Source organism: Halomonas sp. KO116, assembly GCF_000734975.2.
Lineage (GTDB): Bacteria > Pseudomonadota > Gammaproteobacteria > Pseudomonadales > Halomonadaceae > Vreelandella > Vreelandella glaciei.
On record NZ_CP011052.1, the window covers coordinates 4,262,916 to 4,279,758 of the forward strand.

Sequence of the window (16,843 nt, forward strand, 5' to 3'; positions counted from 1 at the left end):
ATGATGTAGAACGACTAACACCTTATTGAGTTCAACCTACTCGTGAGAAAGTGAGGGCTAACGGCAACCATCACACGTTCAATTGATAAAATGAGACCACCAGCTATACAACCACTCATCTTAAAGGTTATGGCTGCAATTTATCTATTAAATGAGACTTGCCGTAGTAGTACAGCCCATCTGATCAAGTAATACTTTGGCATTGCTAAACAATTGATACCGAACATCTATCAATGGCATTGCCCAAGCTTTGCTGAGCAGGCTGGCAGTGATTTCGAAATCCCATGGCATCACGGGTTGGCCATCTAACTGTGCAAAGGGACCATCACTTTCAGGAACGACCTTTTCCTTCGGAAGCTTTTTGGCCAATGCCTTCCCTGCCGCAGAAGTGAAAGCTGCTGGGCCAATGCTAAACCAGCAGCCTTGCGCAGCGGCGGCTTTAAGCTCCGAAACCGTGCCGGTGAACCAATGAAAAACCGGGATACCGTGGTCAGGGAACTCTCTAAGTAGCGTTAACACATCTGGAACCGCCTGCCTCGAATGGATACTGAGCGCACGCCCACCCACGTCATGGCATCGCTTCACGGCAGTAGCAAAAACTTGTTTCTGCTTTAAATAACTTGCGGCATACCTCTTGGAGCCATCCAAACCGACCTCACCGACAGCATTGGCGCTATCAATCAGCTCTATGAGAATATCCAACTCCTGAAAACGATCGCCAGCGATCTCAGGGTGCAGGCCGGGGCTGATTAACATTGACTCGTGAAGACCGAGCACCGAACTCGTTGCCTGGAAGGCTTTTGGGCTCGTAGTTACTAGCCAAGTGAATACGTTGCGGCGTAGTGCCTCAGCATGCACTGCCCTTGCTTTGGGATAGAGATCCACGTGGCAATGGAAATCAATCAAAGCAATTGATCCTGAACAAGGACGGCTTCCAGTTCAGCAAGGCCTTGCTGAAGGACTCGGCGATAGTCTGGGCGTTCCTCAATTGATGCAAAAGTCAGTGTGCCCCCCAGGAATCGATCCAGTCCTCTCTGCTTGGCATCAAGCACAGCCAGAGCTACTGCCATAGGGTCATCGGGGCCACCGGACTTATCGCTGCCTACTACGGATGGAAAACGATAGTCGGTGGTATCGGATTCTGGTTCCCAAGCCAAGAACGCAGCGCGACGAATCAGGCAAGGTACACAACGACCACAGTGCTGACGATTATAAGTCCTGAACCGCCCGCAGCTTGTGGAGTCTGAAGCCAACTCTCTCAACTTCTCTGGATCGAGGCAGCCTCGCATCATCTCGCCTTTGGTTTGCAAGCGATAAGGCAATACCAGCTCCACAGATATCCCCAGTTCATCAAGCACATTCTGGAGCATGCCAATGAAGAGCGGGTGAGTTGTGCGTGTACTCAGGCTCGACACTCGTCCAGGTACCAACGGAGGATTAATACAGATAAAGCCATTTTCAGGAATGTAGATCTGCGGCTTAGGCAAATTGATCTTTGTAGAGGCGAGCACGGCAAACGCGTAGAAAGCCAAGGACCGGGCACGAGTTGACGATTCCCGCACACCTTTGAAACTTATGCCGTGGCTCCACTGATAATGTGAGCCAGTGCCTGCCAGCAATTTAGCATAGCGTCGCTGCCGCTCCGAGTCCTTATGCGCAAGCTGGGAAACGAACAAAGGGCGCTTTTCTTCAGTCACTAAATTGATGCCCCCAATCAGGCTATCGAGCCCACCTGATAGCAAAGAAACGCAGTCGTTCTGGAGATAGTCACCATCTCCCTGAGGAGGCTTAGCCCCTGCATCATTAAAAACCAGGGTCCAGTAGTCGCCAGTCAAAATCTTTAGCATTTCCTCAAGATGTTGCTTGAGTGGTACCCACCGCAGCGGTTCACAAAGCCCTACAGTGAGTTGGATCGTGCGCGTCCACCCGTCTGCACTGGTATTTCTGGGGCTGGCCAAGTCAGCACTACAGACCGCAAGACAAAACTGAACAAAGTCCCAAACTACCGGTGATGGCCGGAATCCCGCTCGCTTCAGTGTTCCATGCCAACGGTTGGCAATTGCGCCAACGCCATTGCGCTTGGCTCCTTTGAAATACGAAAACACTCTCTCGTTTGCTTGCAGCTGCTGCGGGATTCTTTCCGCCGTGGAGCACAGAATCTTGTTCATTCGGCAAATACCTGCAAAGCGGATTGAAGGACTGACTGCGCCAAACTCTTAGGGTCCGCATATGAGGCTTTTTTCTTCTCCAAGGTCACCCGTACCTCTGCCCAGACCCATTCCCTTATGTCCGTTCGACGTTCTTGAATCTGAGCAGGGTCATGCTTGAGCTTTTCGTAGGTTTGCCCGAGTTGCATATCGATGAGCTGACAGATTTGGTTAGCGATCGTCAGACCAATCACCTCAGCAATTTGAGCATCTGTCAGATCAAAAATATCGACATCTGGGTGATTCTCGTAGAGATTGGCTAGCGCATCAGTACCGGAGTCACGCAAAGATTCTTCGTCAATACTGCCGGAACCTGAGATGACCTCTTTTAAGACCTCAAGCGCCAAGTCAGAAGCGGAAAGATTAGCCGTCCGACAACGCGCCACCCAGTCGGTTACCCGCGGATCCGTACCATCCCGAGCTGCTGCGAGGAACTGACCGAGAGCACCAGCCCCTCTCGCCGTGCTACGCATAGTTGAAGCAGCGCGGCTTGCTCCTCCCATTCCTTTTGACACCATGCTCTGGGTAGCACCACGGAGATTGTCGCGGCTGCCGTTTCTTAGGTAAGAGCCCAGTTGGGATCGTGCAGGACCAAAGCGACGATCTGGTGCAATAACATTCTCACCTGCTTGTGAATCACTGGCAGGCGCTCCCTCGACATTATCTTGCTCAGAATCAGATTGGGTTTCACCATCAAAGTTGCTTGGTGTCGCTCCATCTGGAGCAAGCCATTCAGGGTCAAAAGGAGAGCCTGAACGGCCACCACTACTGGATGTTGATGTACCCATCAGCGCCTCGTATTCAGGTTCAAAATCGCATTTTTAGTAGGCGTAGTCAGTTCGTTTGTTTCACTCCAGCGCTCCAAAACCACACTCGCCCATGCTTGAGCACCCAGGGTAGGAATGATGCCAGGGCCAACTTGCTTTAAAGGCGCTTGCTCCAACAAGCTGGCCGCTTTTTTTCCAATTACGGGAAAGGCCTTGCAGCATTCAATAAGCATCAAGATTTCGTTGTTACGCTTCCAGGTACGCGTAGTGCTGCAGCTCTGCCATGCCTTAAGCATCGCTAGCTCAGTCTGATCCGGCCCGACCTTTCGCATAAGATCTGTGAGAGACTGATGCGAGCTTGTTGCTGTCTTCAGAGCATCACGAAGCTTTCTTGAGTCAGGCATCATATTGTCATCACCAAAGTCCCGAGTACCCGAGTCCCGGCTCAGGTGAAGCAGTGGACGTAAATCTTCTGTACCGAGTGCAGGTGGCAACTGGAGCCACTGACGAGTGAAGGCGTTGTCCTTAAAGGGCTCGGGCAACTGTCCTTGGCTTGCAGCAGCACTCTCTGCTTCAGCAAGGATTTGCAATCGACCGTCATTGTCCGAATGCACCTGTCCAGCCAGCGCTTCTGCTAGAGCTTCATCACAACGCTCAATAAGGTGCCATTTCGCCAATGCTGCTATATCTAGCTTGATCCCCTGTGGCGCAGAAAGGGCCTCACGTAGATAAACCGTGTTTAGGAAGCGCTTCATAAGCCGAGGGTTGGCATTGACTGCTGATGAACGATGAAGAAGTGACGCCAGCCCCTCTGCGAGATTCATCAAGCTACGAAATGTTTCGTCTGTTCCGACTAGTTCGTATAGAAACTCTTGATTGATAGTATCGCCTCTCCAGCTGTTTCGCAGCCTCTCGGGAATGAGCTTGAGAGCGCTTTCGAACTGGTCCCGAGTGAAAGTGCCAGCATTAGTCTCTCGTTCAAGCAGGAGTAATACCAGATAGGCTTTCGCCTCATTGAGACCAAGCCGCGGAACGTGGAGTGGAACCTGGATAAGCTTATCAAGGTAGTTGGTAGCAACATCGCTCGAAATTCCAGCCCCATCAAAATGCACTTTCACAGCCGACTTGATGAAATCGTTGTCGGCCGCAACGACAAACGCGCATCGACGAATGAAAAGCAGCAGGCGAATAGACTCAAGAGTTGAAATTGCGGTTTGAGGAAGACAGCGATCTAGATCGTCGACGAAAATTACCAAGGTGATTTCAAGTTCGGCGAGAAGGCTTTCCAAGGTATCTCGGAAGGCCTGGATGTGCGCTGGCATGGAGAACGGTTCTTTTGGCTTCAGCAAGCCATCAGCCGCCGCTGTGATGCCTTCATAATCTGGCTCCATCTCTCCTGATTTTTCTGTCGAGGGGAAGAAACCGGCGATGGTGTCAAATGTTTTGCCGAGTGCACCAACTGGAATCCCGGTCGTCAACGTCAGTGCAGCTCCGCCGCTTAGCTGGGCAATCCTTAAAAGATTGATACGACGCCATAGCTCAGAAGCCTTATCAGCAATGGTTGTATTCTCCTGGGCAAGTCTAACAATCTCATCGCCTACGATCTGAAGCAGAGCGCTGCGAGCGGATTCAAAGTCTTGGTACAGCCATGGGTTAAAAGTGAGAACAACGAAGGTATTTCCTGGCTTGTTACCTTCATCAGGTGCCGATACGGAGGGAGCCTCTAATCGAGCTGCAATCATTTTCACCAAAGAAGACTTACCAGCCCCCCACCCGCCGGAAACACCAATGGAAATGGGTTCGCCTTTAGCTTGCGTCAGCATGCTTGCACAAGCATCAGCCACTACACCGAAATTCAGGTAATCAATTGCTGTTTCGTTGTCATGCCACATGCTGAAAATCCGCTTCCCAAGATGCAAAGTAGGCCAAAATTTCTCGCCACCCAGGGATCAAACGTAACCGGAGAGGCTGCTAATTTCCATTACAAAGTCTTAGGGAAGCGCTGAACAATTCATCTCTGGGCAACTGAAGTGGTCAATATGGCCCGAGTATTGTTTCCGAGATCACTATTTAGCTACTACCGGTGGCTTTATTACCGAACAGCCGTGTTTCCGGCTGCCAGGCCGGATTTCAAGATCCACAAACCCCATGAGCGTATTCTGGCATCGTCTAGCCAGTACTAGATTGGCCAACGCAAATACTGCGCTTGGTACTTGGTCAGCCTTTGTAGCGTAGCTTGCGATAGCCAAACAGGTTCTCTAGCAGCAGCGTTTTCTTTCGGCTGTCTTCATTTTCTTAATCGCGCCGCGTCTGACAGCAGCACAGCACCGAGTCTCCGGATCCTGCGTATCTTCTTCCAGATATTTCGCCATGGTGACATCGGCGACATTCGCCGAGGTGGCGGCCACACTGTGGGTCAGCCCGGCATCGACGTCGAACCGAGCGGTTGAAGGCAAGCAGGAAGTCACTGTCTATGACTAACTTGATACTGGACTGCCAATGCTTGAACGCATGTACCGAAAACGCGAGAAAGGCTACAAGGCAATGGGATATCAGCTTACCCCTTCCGAGCAAAATAGGTTGCTATAGTCTTTGAGAGCAGGGAAAACCTAACAGCAAATAATGCATTTATACCGCTTACCAAAATAAGCACTGGTAACCTGACACACTCGATCAGACAGCAACAGCCCAAGCTGTACACTGATAGCCACCTTAGAGAAACGGTACAAAAAAACTGCAACGCCAGCGAGGGAGGTGTCGCCTCATCCTATCCTTTAGAGCTTTCCCCTTTTTGGGCGACCGTAGCCATTACGATACACGTCATCACCAGCATATAGCGTACTGGGTAGCCACTTCGAGAACGTTTATTCTCATTGACTACATAGAAAGTAACGTTGCCCGTGCCCAGCGGTTTTGAAAAACGGTTGCCTGGAGGCTTAGATCGCCATTCCACCTTATGTTGATGCGAGGGTAGTCGCTTCTTCCATTCACTCAGCTGCTGCTTCTCAGACAGGGATGATCGCGTACTTGGTGTCACCTCAACGACTGCTCTAACGTGAACATCTAGGCCCAGCACCCAGCTCACAAAGGCCAAGCCGTCATCGACATCGCGAATCCATACATGACCGTCGGTGGCACGGTGGTAGCGATAGAAAAAACGTAGATGCCTACGCAATTCATCCGGATGATGGCTGAACCATCGCGACCAGATGGCTTGGTACATCACATTCGCCACTGGACGCTCCGCTAGCGAGCGCGGCATTGCCAGGCGTGGGTGGGCAAAATCATTCGGCGCTGGCTGCTTACCTTTCGTCAACCGGTAGTGACGAAACGCGCTCATCCCCTGCCGCGTGCGCGCTGTTAGAACCCGCCGCGCGCAAGACGTTAACCGCTCTGCCTCGCCTTTACACAAATTAAAGATATGCTCAACGTCGTCAAAATCGCGTTGATACAAAGCATCCAGCGCAGCGGCAACCTGCTCCAGCGATAGCTGACTCAGACCTTGGCGCTCAAGCAGTATCTTGGCTGGCAATTCAGGATAGGGGGCAAACGCCTGCTGAGCTACGTCTATCACAGAACATTTGGGAAAGGCCTTATTAAGCCAACGTGGCGGTTTTTCGCCGAAACGCTCTTTCCATTTACGCAGGGTCGCCGGCTTGATTTGGAGCACGTTGGTCAAGGGTTCCAACTGAGCAATTGCGTGTCTCGGAACACAGCTCTCCATCGAGGAGGACTGCTTGTGGCAGTAATGGTCAAGGAGCAGGCAGGTAAAGTGCAAGTAGCTTCGTAATGTCATATCGGGCGACGCATGCCCCATCAATTGCGCAATAAAGTACAGCCCTGATCGCGAGGGACCCTCAGCGACCTTGTCCCAAAGAAAAGCATGATGGGGAGGCGCTGACCAGGGTATCTCCACCCCATGAAAAGAGAGCAACAGATAGTTAGCCAGTGAATGACGCAGGTGATGAAAGCGCAGACTGTAATCCCCGGAGATACGTCGCATGGCTTCGTGGATCTCTGCCTGCACCTCATCATCGCGTAGCGGTGCCACCGAAACACTTCCCTCACCGAACAGCATGACACGACCATGAAGGGTCACCTCTTGTCGATTGGCGATGAAGGCCTTCAATGCTTCCAGCTCGGTGTCCGTCAGCAGATAATGAAGCGGAAGTTGCCTCCGTGAATCATGGCTCTTAACCCCCACATACTCGTTGTTACGAACCAGAAGCGTAACATCAGTATCCTGCACCTCTTGATGGTGCAAGACATCATCTAACTGAATGGAAAGTGCCTCTCCTATCCTGAGACCAGCGCGAAATCCAAGCACAAATACCCAATAGCGAATTTGCCCCTTGATGTTTGCCGAGCGGGAGGCCAGAAAACTAGCTATCAGACGATACTCATCCTCTGACAGACAATTGGCATCGGCGTGATGCAAGATAGTTGCCCCACCGTCAGCAAACACCATAGAGACGTTGGCCAGGCCTTGATCAATCACAAGAAAAGAATGGAATGAGCGCAACACCGTCCAACGGTAGTGGCGGTTTTTCTCGGTCTTGGCCTGTTCGACCACGAACTGATAGGCCTCAATAAGCGCATCCATCCGATCCTGATCAATCGGCGTCTCCCCCAAAGCCTGCAGAAGCGGCATGCTTACACCAAGATACTTGTACAGCGTCGACTGCTTTCGCTTCCGCTTCTGATGCAGGAACAGCAGCCAGCGACACAAGCATTCAATGATGGGAGCCATACGCTGAGAAGCAACAATGGCACTTTCCAGCTCGCGAGAAAGGTCTCGAAACTTGAGGCGTTTCTGGTTACGACGCTTATAGAGCGTATCGTGTAACGATTTCAGCAGCGCACGCCCTTCATACAACGGTTGGTCCCGCTCACAACGCTCGGTCACCATTGGCGTCAGCCCGGATCCTGCTGCTGGAAGCACATTCTCCTGCTCGGCTTTTGGCTTGGTATGCTCCACGTACCCACCGGTGAGCAGCTGATGCCAACGCTCTTCAGCAATTGACGTGCTTGGATGTTTGCCGTGTGCGCTGTTCACGATATAAGCCGGTACATGTAAGCGAAAGGCGGTCGTGGCATGCTCGCTAAACGTCGGAAGTGACACCGGCTCAGCCTTTAAAGCGCCACAGAAATGCAGCCAAGCCGTCTGGGTATATGTCCTGGCCTGCTGATAACCGCCACACTTCTCGCCAGGGTGGCCAAAATGCTGAATGTGGCGCATCAACACCGCTAAGGCCGACACCCCCAACAGCCAACGGCTTCGTGGCAACACCCGTTTCGATTTTGGCATGCCGTCCGGTACTGTCTCATGCAGCACCAACCAGGCAGAAGCCCCGTGCACTGCCAATGTAGTGGTGGCCAATGGCAGTGAGTTCAGGTGCTTGCTGCCCAGCAGGCCGTCATTGGTAATTACACAATAAAGAAACAGCCCCCAACTGATCATTTCAGGCTCAAGCCGACGGTGTCCCTTTTTTCCATTGCCGTGCCAAAGAAGCGCCTGAAAGTCTGGCTGCTTAATCTCATGATCGGCATCCTGGCACCAGTCACGGTAATCGCTTAAATTTTTGAAGGATAAGGGCGTAAAAGGACTCGCCGCTGGCCTGACCAGGTGCAGCGGCGCTGGAACGCGCACGTCCCACCCCAACTCACGCTGCCCACGCGACAGCCCCAGTGATAAGAAGTTAACCTTGTTGCGAATTTCGACGACTGAACGGTTGTCACCGGTTTGTAGGGCTTCTTCCCACTGCTGGGCGATATCCGTCGGCACGCTGACATCCGATTCACCGCGGACAAGGCCAGGGTGCGTTTCCTGTAGCAGTTCCAGCACTGCTATTTGGTGACGACGCCTATTTAGCAGATGCTGCCGATGGCGTGCCTCGGCACCACCTGCCCCTTCCGGAACTTGTATTAGCTTCCAGCCGCTCCAAACTTCCTCGACATAGTCATTCATCCGCTAGCCCCTGCTGCACTGTCCATCCCGCTTCCCGGCGCATTTTACTGAGGACAGGCGCTAGCTCCCGAAACATTTTCACGGGGGTCAAGGTAGAGAAAGCGCCAAACGGCTCCTGCCCTTGTTGAGCGTGCCCCATAAAGGCATTAACCAGTTCGCCACGAACCCCTTCAGCACGCAAAGCACTGCGAAGATAGTGCCGACTTGCGTTGACTGGCAGCGTAAAGAGCGGTACGTGGCGCCGCAGATTCTCTGGAGAGAGCTGAACCATCTGCCAGCTGTCACTGATAAAGAACATCAGCGGCACGTCTGGCTGGGGCTCACTCAACACTGCTTCAAGGTGCTCGTAAAGAGATGCACGTTGATAAAGCCGAGCCTGTAGAACTTCCAAGTGGCTTGCATACTGGCGTAATTGATCACGCAATTCCGGCAACAGCCAAGCCACCCGTGCCTGACTCATCGCTTCGTCATCCTTATCGGAGATGGCTAGAAAACCAGATGCAAAATCGATTTCCCGCCAGCGAAAAATCAAGTCATTGACAGCACGGTAGCCCGTTGCGAACAGTAACCAGAAAGCGATATAAGCCACGTAATGATTATGCGTTTGCCGCCAACTCTCGTCCTCAGGCTGAAGACGCCTAGCTGCCCGCAGTTCGCCTTTCAGGTGTTTGACCAAGCGTGTCAGCAATATCGGTTTGAGGTTCAGCTTACTGCCATGGTCGCCCCTGTTTTGAACGACTTGTTTGAAGGCGTAGTGATGCTTTTCTTCTACGCTAAGGTACTGATAAATGCTGTTGCGCAGCGAAACAGCAGCAGCATGATAGAGTGTCTCAAGATAGCCAGCCGGCACGCTGTAATAATGTGCGGCCACGTCAGCGACGGTGAAACGGTGCCCGGTCAACAGGTAAGCATCGACCCAATCGCTGGAGTGGCAGACGATCTCATCGAACAGCGCTTGACTGATGCGACGGGGTGTCAGCCGCATACGGTGGGCGCGGTTGATCTTTGAAACCGCCGCCCGCATTGCCTCCTCAATGCCGCCATGACGCCATTCGGGAAACAGTTCGCGATATTTTGTCCGACTTTTCCGCACCAAGCTGAGGCGCGAGATAAACTTCCCCATCCGCACGGGACTGGCGACCACCACTACCTCATCCACCAATGCAGGCGTGCTCCCACCGGCTGTAAAGAGCAGTTTCTTTGCGTCGTCCTGGAGACTGTTACGCCACTCCGGCGACGGAATGGGCAGCACAAAGGCGTGCTCTTCAATCAAAAAAGCGAGTACGTCCTTGCGGTGTTTCGGTAGCTCATGTCGATGGTTATAGACCCGCATCCCCAGAATCTGCTCGACGGGACGTCCAAGCCAAATCATCAACAGCAGCAGTAGACCGGCATAGACATCTTCGTCATCACGCTTTTCAAATCGGCCTCGGCCCGTAAATAGCTCGAAAGCTGCTTTCGCCGCCAGCGATAGCTCGACCCGACTTAAGCTGGCGTAGCGAAAAGGAAGCCTCTGGTTGGACTGGCTAATATGTTGGATACGGCTGCTCTGGCGCCGGATCAAGTCCCTTAGATCAAACCCTAATGTCGGTGATGCTTTACTTTCCGTGAAGGAAACAGCACGCAGTGTCTGGGATTCTTTGGGATGCAAACCGGCGGCACGCTGACGGCCCTGCGCCTGCTCGTCACCGGCCGATTCCAACAGTTGCATCGACTTTTCTGGCCCCTCATTTTCCTCGTCATCCGAATCCGACACATCAACGCGCCGCTCGATCGTTCGGGCCGGGTGGCCACCCCCACCTCCACCGTCTCTCGTCTTTCCCTTATGGTCGAGTACTTTTCGAACGAGCAGCTCGATACCCGACAGCGGCTCGAGGATCTCGTCGCTCTTCAGCAAATATTGTTGACGGTAGCTTTTGAGCGTGGCGTCCATCTCAATCTCTACCAACAGCCCGAGAGACTTCTTGCCATTGCCAATCGTCCGGATATCACGACAAGCAGCGGTGATTTCGGAACCAATATGCGCTTGGTGTCGCTTTCGCTGAACGGCTGAGCACGCTATAACTACACCGGTATGCTGCCAATACGCATCATTGCCATAGCACTCAGCATCGGGGGTAAGAATCAGCATCGCCCATTCAGGGTGGTCATTGATAATGCCGCGCTGCTTCCCCGACTGATCTAACCACGTCTCTGGGCAGCTTTCGCGATCACATCCCTTCAGCACGGCGATAATCTGGGTAATGACAGGAAGGTAATGAAAGAGGCCTTTCTCCTCCTTTTTCTCGGTCGCATCATCAAGATCCTCCCGAATTTTTTGGGTTCCCTGAACTGTCTGTAAAGCACGGTTCACGTTTTCCAACACCAGGAGAAGGTGGGTTAGATCATCCGGCGCTTTCAGCAGTGCAAACACCCCTTCCAGGCAGGAAAGCTCCACGCCAGTCAGTCTTGCCAATTGTTCCATGTCCGCTTAAACCACCATGTTAAGGGGATTCCATGATCCGCTGGAGTTCTGACTTCCGCTTTCTTGAATGTGTGATGCGGCGCCCTTCTAGTCCCATTAATGTCTTTAGATTGCGTGTGGAAAGCTTTGTAGGCACCTTGATGCCGTGCGTTTTACGCAGCGTAATGGAGAGCTCTTTTAACTGTCGATAGACACGCTCTTTCGCATCCAGAGCCTCAGGACAATGCATCAGACTGTGAGTAATAAGCTCAAACAATGCCCCGCTGATTAGATCAGATTCGTGAGCATCTGTGATGCCTACCGAGATGGAGGCCTCTGGATCCAGCAAGGCACTAACGGCATGAAACGCGCGAAATCCACTGACCACTTCGTAATGCCTCGATACCTTTTGCACAGAAACGGGATGGTAGGCAAGTAAGGTATCGGCTAATTCAGCATCCAGCCATGACGACACGGGCAATTGATTGGCAATATTAATGTTGACTCGCTCGATCTCAGCGAGCGCTCCGGAAGGGGATTTGATCTTCGATATTACCAACTTTGTCACACCATGCCTCAGTGTTGTCAGTCCAATGCATTACTATTATATCAAAATAGATCGCCGTAAATTTTTATGGTGACGAGTGTGGTCTGTCAGCCGAGTGCTGACGATAAGCTAGAATACAAATAAGCGTCTCTAACCTGTTAAACCGTAGACCCCTATAGCTTTACTGGGCACGAGGTAGGTATCCGCGCAGATCAAGAACTCGTCACTATTGAGCTGAGACTATCAGAGCTTGAGCAAGAAAAGGCTGCTCTCCTTTCTCGAAAGCAAGAGCTGTATCGCTCTGCAAACCGACATGATTTACCGCTACTCACCCCTGGCCAGAAAATCGAAGTATACCGAAAACTCTTTCGAGGCAGGCAGGATGTTTATGCGGTTCGCTGGCAGAGTTCCGGCGGCCGTTCCGGCTATGCTGTCGCTTGTGCGAATGAGTGGATGCCGGGCATCTGTCAGAAACCACGGATCAAGTGCGGAGAATGTCGACACAAAAATTTCAAGCCCCTCGATTTTGATGCAGTTTATGACCACCTGTGTGGCAAACACGTGACTGGCCTTTACCCTTTACTACCGGATAGCTCTTGTTACTTGCTGGCGGCGGATTTTGATAAGGGGGACTGGAAAGCGGATGTTCGTGCACTAGCCCAGGTCTGTCGTGGTGAAGGCGTACCCTATCTTGTGGAGATTTCTCGGTCCGGTGCGGGTGCCCATCTATGGGTTTTCTTTTCAGAAGCTGTTCAAGCTTCGTCAGCGAGGAGGTTGGGATTCAAATTGTTGGATAAGGCCATGGAGCTTCATCCAGGCTTATCCTTCGACTCCTATGACCGGCTATTTCCTAACCAAGACACCATGCCTGATGGTGGGTTTGGCAATCTGATTGCCCTGCCGCTTCAACACGAGGCGCGAAGTCGCGGATGCACCGTCTTCGTCGACGACAACTTTACGCCATACCCGGATCAATGGGCACTGCTCAGTCAGCAACAGACACTTGCATCAGCTCAGCTTGAAGAGCTGATCGGCAAGGAGGCTAATTCCGGTGTGACTGCAGATACTGTGTTGCCGTGGGAGTCAACGTTACCGGTTGATACAGGGAAGCTTTCTGGATGTCCTGAAAGCATCACGCTCATCCTGACCAGTCACATTTATATAAAGTTATTAGGCATTCCTGGAACATTGGCGGCACGAATAAAGCGAATGGCCAGCTTTGCTAATCCTGTATTTTTCAAAACACAGTCGCTTCGTTTCTCGACGCATGGCATCCCTCGCTACATATCATGCGCCCATATTGAGCAAGGTTATCTTTCTATTCCCAGAGGCTGCTTGGATGAGCTTCAAGATCTGCTGCTGGAACAAGGAATCACGGTGGACATTGATGACCATAGAATATCAGGCCAGTTTTTACCTGGAGTCAGCCTAAAAGCAACGCTGTGTGGCGACCAGGATAAGGCGGTGCAGGCACTTGTCCAACACGATACCGGAATACTTCATGCACCGACCGCTTTCGGTAAAACCGTAACGGCTATTGGCGTGATAACCAGGCGGCAAGTCAACACACTGATCCTCACGCTCAGTCGTCAGCTACTTGATCAATGGAAGGAGCGACTCGACACCTTCCTTGAGGGGGCGCCCATCGGTGTAATTGGCGGCGGTAAAAAGAAACCTACTGGGCAGGTCGACGTTGCCACTTACCAAAGCTTGATCAATAAGAAAGACAATACGGTCTCGAAGCTGGTCAAGGAGTACGGGCAAGTCATCATCGATGAATGCCATCATATCTCAGCGCCACGTTACGAGATGTTGCTTAATGAGGTCAGCGCTCGATACGTCATTGGTTTGACAGCAACGCCTGATCGTCAGGATGGCCACCAAAAAATCATGTTGATGGTTGCAGGGCCCATTCGTCACAAAGCCCAGGCGCAACACAGTAACCGATTTATCCAACGCGTCATTGTTCGAGAGCATCACGAAACGCCACCCACCCACATCTGCCAGCCTAGTGAGCGGCCCCATATCGCATCGGTTTACCATTGGCTTGCCCAGAGCAGCGCCCGAAATGAGGCCATTGTTCAGGATGTTGCAAGCTGTGCGCACAACCAAGCAAATTGCCTTGTGCTGACGGAACGACGAGAACATGCCGAGACCTTGGCGACACTGCTGGATGCTGAATCCATATTGTCAGTTATCTTACGTGGTGGGATGCGCGTCAAAGAGCGCCAGTTGGCAGAAAAAGAGTTGCATAGGGTTCAAGTCATCGTTGCAACCGGGAAATACATTGGAGAAGGCTTTGACTTGCCTCGACTGGACACCCTGTTTTTAGCTCTGCCCATCGCATGGAAAGGAACGCTGTCACAGTATGCAGGCAGACTCCATCGAGACACCGAAGGCAAACTAGAAGTCACTGTCTATGATTACCTGGATACTGGCCTGCCTATGCTTGAGCGAATGTTCCGAAAGCGTGAGAAAGGCTATAAGGCTATGGGGTATAAGTTTATCGCTTCTGGGCAAACCAGATTGCTTTAGCCTTTGAGAGGCAGTCAGTCGTTAAAAGCTCATCAAGTGAACTGAGGCCAAGAACTTCTTCACTTGTCTAGCTGAACCCAGTTTATCTGGTCACTCTCAGGCGGCTACTCCCTTCTCGTCTTCAATCTCCAGTTCGAGATGGAAGTTAGCTGGCCCCGTCAGGTTGACCAAAGCATCGAGACTGAACTTATTAATCTGGCCGTTCAGCAAGTCGTTGAGGCGGGGTTGGGTGATTCCCAGACGATGTGCAGCCTCTTTCTGAGTAATATCCCACTCCCTTACACGGCCAGCAATCCTCGCCATGAGCTCGGAGCGCAGCCGCATGTTCAGCGCCTCTTCAGGAGTGTCCTCGATGGCGTCCCACACACTGTCGTAATACTCGATGGCCATTTTCTAACCTCGCTTGGTGGTTGGGCTCAGGGCAGCTCCTTGTATCGCTGCTTGCCCAAGTCGATGTCTTTTTTGGCGGTCTGCTGGGTTTTCTTCTGGAAGCAGTGGAGCACAAATACCGCGTCGCCCCGGTTGGCCACGTAGAAGACCCGAAAGGCGCCGTTGTGTTCCCGAATGCGGATTTCCATGACACCAGGGCCAACGCTTGGCATTGGGCGGAAATCGTCCGGCTGGCCTCCAGCCTGAATCTTGTCTATCTGAAACCCCGCTTCTCGCTTGGCGTCCAGAGAGAAGTCGCGCAGCCGATCCTTCGAGTCTCCAACGAATGCAACAGGTTTCTTGCGCGCCACGCTGGCTCCTTGACTGCCATAAATTTATATCAGTTCAGATATAATAAACTCATCAATCGAATGCTTCAAGCTGCTTCCACTGTAGCCGTATCACCAATAAGATGCCGTTGACTATTCGCACCTGGGTTGGCGGTCTCAATGACCAAATGCAATATCTGACCCTCCGGTATGGTTTTGCCACGACTCACTGCTATTGCGACCTCTCTACTGAAGACCGAGCCGCCATCATGCAGATGCGGGTTCACTACTAAATCCGAACCATCGCCCGACAATTGGAACATCCGCCCAGCGCCATCTCACGGGAACTGGCATACCAAACAATCCGTTCTGACAAAACTTATGATGCCAGTCTCGCCGGTATCAGAGTCCGGCTAACCCGCTGCCGACCTCAGCAGCAGCCTAACGGTCATTTATGCTGTAAATTTTACATTTTATTTTGTGACACTCTTTAGCGTGCGAAATTGACCTTAAATTACCTAAATAGCATTTCAAAAACCGACGAAAGCCCTTACATAGCAGCTACTTTTGACAAATAACAACAAATAAAGCAATGCTAAGGAAATCAAATCAATCCGGCTCATAACCCGAAGGTCATCGGTTCAAATCCGGTCCCCGCTACCAATATTTTGAAATGCAGATCAGCAACTTACTGGTCTGCATTTTTTTATTGCCTGGCGTTCGGTGAGAGCACTCAGAAAAGCGGTCGGGTTCAGCGTCTCATCCCCCCAGAAGGTCATCGGTTCGCTTTTATTTTAAAGCCAGCGAACTTCGCTACCCAAAACAGAGAAAGCCGTTATCGAAAGGTAGCGGCTTTTTTGTGCCTTAAATTTGGGAAGAAGACTCAGAAAAGTCATCGGGTTCAGCCCTAACATCAGCTTATTATCTAGGTAAAAGACGGCCGAGCACCTCATTAAGGCCTGTTGTCTTTTTATTTTCCGTGGGTACAATAAAAATAGTCCAAGGGAGCCGCCGATGCCTTCTGGCCATGACATCGAATATGACTTCAGAAAACAGCAAGCCACATTGGCGCATCGCGGCCTCGACTTTAACGATGCACCCACGGTCTTCGCGGGCAAGACACTAGCGATGATTGATGACCGACAGAACTATGGTGAAGAACGGATTATCACGGTCGGAACACTATCAGAGAGAGTTGTCATTATTGTTTGGACGCCAAGAGGCAAAAAGCGCCGCATCATTTCCATGAGGTATGCCAATGAGCGCGAAAGACAACGCTACACCCACCACCTGGGTTGATCCTGACGATGCTCCCGAACTGGCTGACGAATGGTTTGAAGGGGCACACCAATACCAAGGTGACACCTTGATCAAACGTGGTCGAGGGCGTCCACCTATACCCGAAAGCGAACGTAAGGTGCCGGTCAAAATTCGCTATGACCAAGATGTCGTAGATGCCTTTCGTAAAACAGGCAAAGGCTGGCAAACCCGTATGAATCAGGCTCTGCGACAATATCTAAAAGAGCACAGCGTTAACGAGTTAAATTAACCCTGGCTTACCCACCAGAGCTGAGCTGACGAACCAGAAAGCGCCAAGCCGTTACCGAAAGGTAGCGGCTTGTGGCTATATAAGCATTTCGTGAACACTGAATTAACTTAAGGATATGAATAGAAGCGG

Annotated in this window: 12 protein-coding genes and 1 pseudogene; 3 read left to right on the top strand and 10 right to left on the bottom strand. The window is 51.7% G+C overall.

The genetic code is table 11. The features are described from left to right. Positions 1-147 precede the first annotated feature (147 nt). The 8 genes and pseudogenes from qatD to KO116_RS19530 form a co-directional block, all read right to left on the bottom strand. Positions 148-906, bottom strand: a complete 759-nt coding sequence (gene qatD / locus KO116_RS19500; protein ID WP_035565790.1) for a Qat anti-phage system TatD family nuclease QatD — start codon at positions 904-906, stop codon at positions 148-150. Continuing rightward, positions 903-2,168 (bottom strand): Qat anti-phage system QueC-like protein QatC, encoded by a 1,266-nt coding sequence (gene qatC, locus KO116_RS19505; RefSeq protein WP_035565788.1) that lies wholly within the window; start codon positions 2,166-2,168, stop codon positions 903-905. Before qatC ends, qatD begins: the two co-directional genes overlap by 4 nt. Further along, positions 2,165-2,995 (bottom strand): hypothetical protein, encoded by an 831-nt coding sequence (locus tag KO116_RS19510; RefSeq protein WP_045812188.1) that lies wholly within the window; start codon positions 2,993-2,995, stop codon positions 2,165-2,167. The genes qatC and KO116_RS19510 overlap by 4 nt, the downstream gene beginning before the upstream one ends. After that, positions 2,995-4,866 (bottom strand): KAP family P-loop NTPase fold protein, encoded by a 1,872-nt coding sequence (locus KO116_RS19515; RefSeq protein WP_045812189.1) that lies wholly within the window; start codon positions 4,864-4,866, stop codon positions 2,995-2,997. Before KO116_RS19515 ends, KO116_RS19510 begins: the two co-directional genes overlap by 1 nt. 267 nt (positions 4,867-5,133) lie before the next feature. Next, positions 5,134-5,418: pseudogene (locus KO116_RS25935) on the bottom strand (IS5/IS1182 family transposase); the annotation flags it as partial. 323 nt (positions 5,419-5,741) lie between these two features. Next, a complete protein-coding gene (locus tag KO116_RS19520) occupies positions 5,742-8,942 on the bottom strand; it encodes a tyrosine-type recombinase/integrase (protein WP_035565916.1) in 3,201 nt (1,066 codons plus the stop codon). Next, the gene (locus KO116_RS19525) at positions 8,935-11,406 is read right to left on the bottom strand and encodes a hypothetical protein (protein WP_035565914.1); all 2,472 of its coding nucleotides are present in this window, start codon (positions 11,404-11,406) and stop codon (positions 8,935-8,937) included. Before KO116_RS19525 ends, KO116_RS19520 begins: the two co-directional genes overlap by 8 nt. Positions 11,407-11,425: 19 nt before the next feature. Then, positions 11,426-11,953, bottom strand: coding sequence for a hypothetical protein (locus KO116_RS19530; protein ID WP_035565912.1), 528 nt, complete (start codon positions 11,951-11,953; stop codon positions 11,426-11,428). A 213-nt stretch (positions 11,954-12,166) separates the two neighbouring features. Here KO116_RS19530 and KO116_RS19535 point away from each other — a divergent pair, with 213 nt between their 5' ends. Further along, positions 12,167-14,467, top strand: coding sequence for a TOTE conflict system archaeo-eukaryotic primase domain-containing protein (locus KO116_RS19535; RefSeq protein ID WP_442905827.1), 2,301 nt, complete (start codon positions 12,167-12,169; stop codon positions 14,465-14,467). 96 nt (positions 14,468-14,563) lie between these two features. On the opposite strand, the gene KO116_RS19540 is transcribed toward KO116_RS19535, so the two are convergent. Next, positions 14,564-14,857: a helix-turn-helix domain-containing protein gene (locus KO116_RS19540; protein WP_035565907.1), complete on the bottom strand. Its 294-nt coding sequence runs from the start codon at positions 14,855-14,857 to the stop codon at positions 14,564-14,566. Between the two features lie 26 nt (positions 14,858-14,883). Continuing rightward, a complete protein-coding gene (locus KO116_RS19545; RefSeq protein ID WP_035565904.1) occupies positions 14,884-15,207 on the bottom strand; it encodes a type II toxin-antitoxin system RelE/ParE family toxin in 324 nt (107 codons plus the stop codon). Positions 15,208-16,179: 972 nt separating this feature from the next. On the opposite strand from KO116_RS19545, the gene KO116_RS19555 reads away from it, so the two are divergent. Together KO116_RS19555 and KO116_RS19560 are read left to right on the top strand one after the other, a co-directional pair. Next, positions 16,180-16,464: a BrnT family toxin gene (locus KO116_RS19555; protein WP_035565899.1), complete on the top strand. Its 285-nt coding sequence runs from the start codon at positions 16,180-16,182 to the stop codon at positions 16,462-16,464. Further along, positions 16,424-16,714, top strand: coding sequence for a BrnA antitoxin family protein (locus KO116_RS19560; protein ID WP_035565896.1), 291 nt, complete (start codon positions 16,424-16,426; stop codon positions 16,712-16,714). Before KO116_RS19555 ends, KO116_RS19560 begins: the two co-directional genes overlap by 41 nt. The last annotated feature ends 129 nt before the right edge of the window (positions 16,715-16,843 follow it).